General features: G+C 72.8%; 4 protein-coding genes and 2 pseudogenes. 3 read left to right on the top strand and 3 right to left on the bottom strand.

Translation table 11 applies throughout. The features are described 5' to 3' along the window. Positions 1-54: 54 nt before the first annotated feature. Positions 55-450: pseudogene (locus tag CR470_RS33985) on the top strand (serpin family protein); the annotation flags it as partial. A 249-nt stretch (positions 451-699) separates the two neighbouring features. Next, on the top strand, positions 700-2,889 hold the full coding sequence (locus tag CR470_RS33980) for a bifunctional glycosyltransferase 87/phosphatase PAP2 family protein (protein WP_257139013.1): 2,190 nt from the start codon (positions 700-702) through the stop codon (positions 2,887-2,889). A gap of 174 nt (positions 2,890-3,063) precedes the next feature. On the opposite strand, the gene CR470_RS33975 is transcribed toward CR470_RS33980, so the two are convergent. Beyond that, positions 3,064-4,323 carry a cytochrome P450 gene (locus CR470_RS33975; RefSeq protein WP_097871288.1) on the bottom strand — a complete coding sequence of 420 codons (1,260 nt, stop codon included), beginning with the start codon at positions 4,321-4,323 and terminating at the stop codon, positions 3,064-3,066. Between the two features lie 305 nt (positions 4,324-4,628). Between CR470_RS33975 and CR470_RS33970 the strand changes: the two genes are divergently transcribed. After that, complete coding sequence (locus CR470_RS33970) at positions 4,629-5,807, top strand: steroid 3-ketoacyl-CoA thiolase (RefSeq protein WP_007459261.1); 1,179 nt, start codon at positions 4,629-4,631, stop codon at positions 5,805-5,807. A 65-nt stretch (positions 5,808-5,872) separates the two neighbouring features. Here CR470_RS33970 and CR470_RS33965 read toward each other — a convergent pair whose 3' ends face one another. Then, positions 5,873-6,709 (bottom strand): ECF transporter S component, encoded by an 837-nt coding sequence (locus CR470_RS33965; protein WP_097871287.1) that lies wholly within the window; start codon positions 6,707-6,709, stop codon positions 5,873-5,875. Continuing rightward, a pseudogene (locus CR470_RS33960) lies at positions 6,706-7,596 on the bottom strand (ATP-binding cassette domain-containing protein); the annotation flags it as partial. The pseudogene CR470_RS33960 and the gene CR470_RS33965, both read right to left, overlap by 4 nt. Positions 7,597-7,625 lie beyond the last annotated feature (29 nt).

The following is a 7,625-nucleotide window of genomic DNA, read 5'->3' as shown; positions in this document are numbered from 1 at the left end:
CCGCTCAGAGATGTGTATAAGAGACAGGCTCAGAGATGTGTATAAGAGACAGGGGCGCCCCGGGCCGAGGGCGTCCCGCTGGACACCGACCGGGTGACCATCGGGCTGCCCCGGCTCGCCCTGCGGACGCGGGTGCCCGTCACCGGGCAGCTGGCCTCCCTCGGCATCCGGCTGGCCGTGACGGACGCCGCGGACTTCTCCGGCCTCTCGCCCGTACGCCTCGCCATCTCCGACGTGGTCCAGGAGGCCGTGCTGAAGATCGCCGAGGAGGGCGTGGAGGCCGCGGCCGTGACGGTGGTCGCGATGCGGCCGGGCGCCGCTCCCGGGCCGCGGCGGGTGCGTCACATCGCCTTCGACCGCCCCTTCGGCGTCGTCGTACTGGCCGGGACCGAGGACACCCCGCTGTTCACCGCCTGGCAGGCGGAGGCTCCGGCCGGCCCGAACGCCTGAGTTGGCCGGGGACTCCCGAAGCCGGGATCTCCTGAGGCCCGAGGGCTCCCGAGGCCGCGCTTCCTGAGGCGCGGGGACTGCTGAGGCCCGGGCCCCCAAGGCCCGGGGCGGGCCGCTTCGTCATCCCGGCGGACGACTTCTTCCGGACCGAAGCAGGATGACAGTCAGGCAAAGAGGGGGTTGATTGTGTCTACCTCGTAGGGCAATGCGAGGCTTCATCCGGCATGGCCCCACTCGAAGGGGCGATGCATGGAACGGTGGGAGGGTCGGCGCAGCGTGGTGAATGCGGATCACAGTGTGCGCGGTGACGCGGCGGCGGACACGGGGGCGAGGGCAGGGCTGACCCGGGCCCTCCTCTGGCTGGTCGTGGCCGCGCTGGCGGTACGGCAGGTGGCGGTGGTGCTCCGGCAGCCACCGGGGGAACGGCTTCTCGATCTGGAGACCTGGATCGGGGAGAACGGGGCCCTGCGGGTGACGGGCTCGCTGTACGAGAGCGGCCGGTTCACCGGCACGCCCTTCGCCGGACTGGTGCTGAAACCTCTCACCGGTTCGGCCCAGGAGGAGGCCCTGGGCGTCGCGTGGACGCTCGGGTCCCTGCTGCTCGTCGTCGCCCTCGGCCTCGTCGCGGCCCGGGCCCTGCCCTCGCCGGTGGGCCGCCGGACGGCCCGGCTCGCGGCCCCCGTCGCGATCAGCCTGCTCATGCTGTCGTTGCCGGTCCGCAACGCCCTGCACCTGGGCCAGACCAGCATCCTGCCCGTCCTGCTGGTGCTCCTGGCCTGGTTCGTCGTCCGGGAGCACCGGGCGGCGGGCGTTCTCGTCGGCCTCGCCGCCGCCTTCCAGCCGGTGCTGCTGCTCTTCGCCGCCCTGCTCTGGCTGACCGGCAGACGGCAGGCGTCGGTGAGCGCGGGTGTGACCTTCGCCCTCGCCACGGCCGCCGCCTGGGCCGCGGCGCCGAAGGACTCGTGGACGTACTGGGTGCACCATCTCGCGGGCGCCGGCCTGGGGGAGCGGCCGGACAGCCTCGCCAACCAGTCCCTGCACGGGGCGCTGCTCAGGCTCGGCCTCGAAGGCCCCGTGGAGATCGCCCTGTTCCTGGTGCTCTCCGCCGCCGTCGTGGTCGTCGGACTGCGGCGCGCGGTGCGGTACGCGCAGGACGGGCAGTTGCTCCTCGCGGTGGCCGTGACCGGCTGCGTCGTGGTCGCCGTCTCGCCGACCGCCTGGCAGCACCAACTGCTCTGGGTGCTCCTCGCGGTCGTCGGCAAGGTCGGCAAGCGGGCCTCCGACCGGCTGGTCTGGCCGTCCGTGGTGCTGCTGGTCGTCACCCTGCCGGGAACGATGCTGCTGCCGAACATCGAGACGCTCTTCCCGGTACGCGACAACGTGCTGCTCCTCGCGGCGCTCGGCGCGGCCTGCCTCGCCCCGTTCGTGCCCCGCACCTCGCCGTACTGGCAGCACCCGGTCCCCACCGACTACGCGAAACCGGTCGCGGCGCGCTGGAGACGCGTGCCGCTCCTGCCGTTCTGGCGCCGGGTCCTCACCCGCCCCAACCTGCTGCTGGAACTCCTGCTCATCCGGGTCGTCTACGACGCCTACGCCCAGGTCCGTCTCGCCGCCAGGGCGGGCCGCCCGCTCGCCGAGGAGCACGGGCGGCAGATCCACGCCATCGAGCAGTGGCTGCACATCGACATCGAGCACTGGGTCAACCACACGGTCGTGCAGATCACCTGGCTGCGTGAGTTCTTCGACTACTACTACTCCACGTTCCACTTCATCGTCCCGCTGACGATCCTCGGCGTGCTGTACGCGCGGCGTCCCGCCGACTACCGCTGGGTCCGCTCGTCCATCGGCTTCGCCACCCTGCTCGCGCTCGTCGGCTTCTGGCTCTACCCCCTGGCCCCGCCCCGGCTCATGCCCGGCCTCGGCTTCATCGACACCGTCCACGGGGTGCAGGACTTCGCGAAGCCCGACTACGGGACGCTGACCACCGTCACCAACCAGTACGCGGCGATGCCGTCGCTGCACTTCGGCTGGTCGCTGTGGTGCGGTGTGGTGATCGTGATGCTGGCTCCGAAGCTCTGGATGAAGGCGCTCGGCCTGCTGCACCCGCTCTTCACGATCGCCGCGATCGTGGCCACCGCCAACCACTGGGTGCTCGACGCGGCCGGTGGCGCGCTCGTCGTCGCGATGGGCTTCGGGCTGACGTACCTGCTGTCGGGGCCGCGGAAGCTCCTGACCGGCGAGGAGCGGCCGGCGGAACTCGCGCGGCCGACGTCCCGGCCCGACGAACCCGGACCCTCTCCCGAAGCTGAACCCCGGCCCGGCCCCCGGCCCGCCCCTGAACCCGAGCCTGCCGCTGTGCCCGTGCGCGGAGCGGAAACCGAGGCGGGCGAGGCGGGCGACGCGAACGCCGAAGTGGCCGAGAAGGTCGGCGGCACGTAGGCGGCACGCGGCAGGGCCCGGTCGCGCCGGGCAGAGCGGGCCGAAGGGGTGCCGGGACGGCTGGAAGACCGTTCCGGCACCCCTTCGGCGTGGATCGCCGCGTTTCTCCATAATCCGCCCGGCCGGCTCCGCCCGCCACCCGGACGGCACCGGGCCGCCCCGGACCGGCCGGTGTCAGGTGGCCGCGGCCGTGGTCACCTGGAGCTGCTTGATCCCGTTGAGCCAGGCCGAACGCAGCCGCCGGGGGTCCTCCAGGAGCCGCAGGTCCGGCAGCACGTCGGCGATGGCGTTGAAGATCAGGTCGATCTCCATCACGGCCAGCGACTTACCCAGGCAGAAGTGCGGGCCGCCGCCCCCGAACCCGAGGTGCGGGTTGGGGTCGCGGGTGATGTCGAAGGCCTCCGGGGCGTCGAACACCTCGGGGTCGTTGTTGGCCGAGGAGTAGAACAGCCCCACCCGCTCGCCCTTCCTGATCCGCCGGCCGCCCAGCTCCAGGTCCTGGGTGGCGGTCCGCTGGAAGGAGACGACCGGGGTCGCCCAGCGCACGATCTCCTCGGCCGTGGTCCTCGGGCGCTCCCGCTTGTAGAGCTCCCACTGTTCGGGGTGGGTGAGGAAGGCGTGCATGCCGTGACTGATCGCGTTGCGGGTCGTCTCGTTCCCGGCCACCGCGAGCAGGATCACGAAGAACCCGAACTCGTCGGAGGACAGGTTCCCCTGGCCCTCCGCCGCGACGAGCCGGCTCACGATGTCCTGGGCCGGGCACTCCTTGCGGGCCGCCGCCAGGTTCATCGAGTACGCCACGATCTCCATCGCCGCCTCGGCGCCGACCTCCTCGGTGATCGCGTACTCCGGATCGTCGTACGCGGCCATCTTGTTGGACCAGTCGAAGATCTTCGAACGGTCCTCCTGCGGTACGCCGATGAGCTCGGCGATGGCCTGGAGCGGGAGCTCCACCGCGATGTTGGTCACGAAGTCGAAGGAGCCGCCCGCGTCGGCGTCGGCGGACGCCAGGGCGGTCTCGACGATGGAGCGGGCCCTGGAGCGCAGGGCCGCCTCCAGCGAGCGCACCGCGCGCGGGGTGAAGCCGCGCTGGACGATCTGGCGGACCCGGGTGTGCTCCGGCGGGTCCATGTTCAGCATGATCAGCTTCTGGACGTCGATCTGGTCGCGGCTGATCGTCTCGTTGAAGCGGATGACCGCCGTGTTGGTGTTCGACGAGAACAACTCGGGGTGCGTGGAAACGTACTTGACGTCCGTGTGACGGGTGACGGCCCAGTAGCCCTCGTCGCCGAACCCGGAGATGTTGCGGGGCTGGGCGCACCACCAGACCGGCGCGGTCTCCCGCATCATCGCGAACTCCGGGTGCGGCACGCGGGCTTGGAGGAGGTCGGGATCGGTGAAGTCGAACCCGTCGGGCAGATGGGGGCAGCGCATGGGCACCTCTCCACTCCGGAACAGTCGGCGAACCGGCCGACGGCCGCGACTGTCTGACGCTCCATCAGAAGTTGCCCGCAAGGTAGTAACGAGTTCTACAAGTGGCAAGGGCCGTGGCCGGATCTGTTGCCTCCGGGTCCGGCGCGGGCCCGCCGCCCCGCCCGAGGGGCGCACGCGCGGTGTGTGCACGCCCCTTGCGCAGCCGGGTCGCCGTCATGAGACTGCTAGCAGAACTAGAACGCGTACTAGTTACTTCCGCGGGCGCCGGGACGCCCCCTGCGGAAGCGCGAGGAGAGGACGAGCTCATGGCCGCGGAACCCGTCATCGTCGAAGCCGTACGCACTCCCATCGGCAGGCGCGGAGGCGCACTCGCCAATCTGCACCCCGCCTATCTGCTGGGCGAGACCTACCGTGAACTTCTCGGCCGCACCGGCATCCAGGCCGACTGCGTCGAACAGATCGTCGGCGGCACCGTCACCCACGCCGGTGAGCAGTCCATGAACCCGGCCCGCAACGCCTGGCTGACCGTGGGACTGCCGTACGAGACCGCCGCCACCACCGTCGACTGCCAGTGCGGCTCCTCGCAGCAGGCCTCCCACATGGTCGCCAACATGGTCGCCGCCGGGGTCATCGACGTGGGCATCAGCTGCGGCGTGGAGGCGATGTCCCGGGTGCCGCTGGGCAGCGGCTCCAAGCACGGCCCGGGAAAGCCCTGGCCCGACGAGTGGAACGTCGACCTGCCCAACCAGTTCGAGGCGGCCGAGCGCATCGCCCGCAAGCGCGGCCTGACCCGGGAGCGGGTCGACGCGCTCGGTCTGCTCTCCCAGCAGCGCGCCGCCGCCGCCTGGGCGGAGGAACGCTTCAAGCGCGAGACGTACGCCGTCCAGGTCCCGACCACCGAGGAGGAGCAGGCGGCCGGCCAGGGCATGTGGCGGCTCGTCGACCGGGACGAAGGGCTGCGCGACACCTCGATGGAGGCGCTCGCCGGGCTGAAGGCCGTCATGCCGAGCGCGATCCACACCGCCGGGAACTCCTCGCAGATCTCGGACGGCGCCTGCGCGATCATGTGGTCCTCCAAGCGCATGGCGCGGGCCCTCAAGCTCAAGCCCCGGGCCCGGATCGTGGCCCAGGCCCTGGTCGGCTCCGACCCGCACTTCCACCTGGACGGTCCGATCGACGCGACCCGGGCGGTCCTCGGCAAGGCGGGCATGACGCTGCGGGACATCGACCTCGTCGAGATCAACGAGGCGTTCGCGTCGGTGGTGCTGAGCTGGGCGCAGGAGTTCGAGGCGGATCTCGACGGCCTGGAGAAGGTCAACGTCAACGGCGGCGCGATAGCGCTGGGCCACCCGGTCGGCGCGACGGGCGCCCGGCTGATCACCACGGCCCTGCACGAACTGGAGCGCCGCGACAAGGAGTTCGCGCTCATCACGATGTGCGCGGGAGGGGCCCTGGCGACGGGCACGATCATTCAGCGGCTGTGATTCCGGCGTCCCCCGCCCGGTGAGCCCTGCCCGGCGTCCCCCGCCCGGTGAGCCCGGGGAAGGCCTCAGCTCTCGGGCTCACCGAACACGGCGCGCGCGTCGAAGGCGGCGCGGCGGGTGGCCCGGCGCAGCGCCTTCAGCAGGGTCGGGCCGATCGCGACCGTCAGGACCACGGTCAGCGCCGCCCGCCCCAGGTCCCAGCCCAGCGAGGTCGCCGCGCAGTAGGCGAGGAAGCGCACCAGGTTCTCGTGCAGCGGGTCGCCCGCGACGAACGAGATCCCCGACCCCAGCCCGGCGATGAGCGTCCAGCCCTGCAGATTCATCACCGTGCCGTACGCGAACGCCGCCACGCAGCCGTACGCCGCCAGCATCGCCAGCTCCGCCCGCCCGCGCAGCCGGTCCGCTCCCGGCAACAGACCCGCGCCCATGGTGAACCAGCCCATCGACAGCATCTGGAACGGCATCCACGGCCCCACCCCACCGGTCAGCAGGGCCGAGGCGAACATGGTCACCGAACCGAGCACGAAGCCGAAGCCGGGGCCCAGCACCCGGCCGCTCAGCACCATCAGGAAGAACATCGGCTCCAGGCCCGCCGTCCCCGCGCCGAGCGGGCGCAGCGCCGCCCCGACCGCCGCCAGCACCCCGAGCATCGCGACGGCCTTCGCGTCCATGCCGGACTCGGAGATCGTCGCCACCGCCACCGCGACGAGCAGCGGCAGCAGCGCCGCGAACAGCCAGGGCGCGTCCCGCGCGTGCGCGAGCCCGGACCCGGCGTCCGCCAGCAACGGCCACCCGAAGGCGACCACACCGACGGCCCCGGTCAGCAGCAGGACGGCGACCGACTTCGGCCCGAGCCGCACCGGCCGGGCCGCCCGCTCCCGTACCTCCCTCGTCCCGCTCACGCTTCCGCCTCCAGTGCGCCGCGCACCTGCGACACGGTCAGCCACTCCTGCGGGGCGAGGACCTTCGCCGTCTGCGGGGCGAACGCGGGGGAGGAGACCACCACCCGCCCGGTCGGGCCGTCCGCGACGACCTCCCCGTCGGCGAGGATCACCACCCGGTGCGCCAGCTCGGCCGCCAGCTCCACGTCGTGCGTCGCCAGGACGATCGCGTGCCCCTCGGCCGCCAGGCCGCGCAGCACGCCGACGAGCCGGGCCTTCGCCGCGTAGTCCAGGCCCCGCGTCGGCTCGTCCAGCAGCAACAGCGGCGGGCGGCCCGTCAGCACCAGCGCCAGGGCCAGGGCGAGCCGCTGGCCCTCCGAGAGGTCCCGGGGGTGGGTGTCGTCCGCGACGCCCGGCAGCAGCTCCGACACCAGCGCCCGGCAGGAACCCTCCGCCGCGCCCGCGTCCCGGTCGGCGGCGGCGCACTCGGCGGCCACCGTGTCCGCGTACAGCAGATCGCGCGGCTCCTGCGGTACGAGGCCGACCCGGCGCACCATCGCCCGGGGGTCCGTCCGGGCCGGGGCCAGGCCGCCGACGCGCACGGCGCCCCCGGTGGGCTCGATCATGCCGACGAGCGCGCCGAGCAGCGTGGACTTGCCGGCCCCGTTGCGGCCCATCAGGGCCACCGCCTCGCCCGGGGCCACGGTGAGCGTCACCCGCCGCAGCGCCTCGACCCGGCCGCGCCGCACCCCGAGCCCGTCGACCCGGGTGACCGGATCGGCGAGCGGCGCGGCCGGAGCGCCGGCCCCTCGCCTCAGGAGCCGGGCGAACCGGCCGGGCAGGGGGGCGTGCGCCACGGGCGGGGGCGCGACGGACCGACCGGACGGCGCCTCCGGGGGCGCGGGCGGCGACGCGCCTGTCTCTTATACACATCTCT

Source organism: Streptomyces sp. rh34 (assembly GCF_002551245.1).
In the GTDB taxonomy this organism is placed as follows: Bacteria; Actinomycetota; Actinomycetes; order Streptomycetales; family Streptomycetaceae; genus Streptomyces.
The sequence above is the reverse complement of the archived record's forward strand: the minus strand, read 5'-3'. Positions and strand labels throughout refer to the sequence as shown.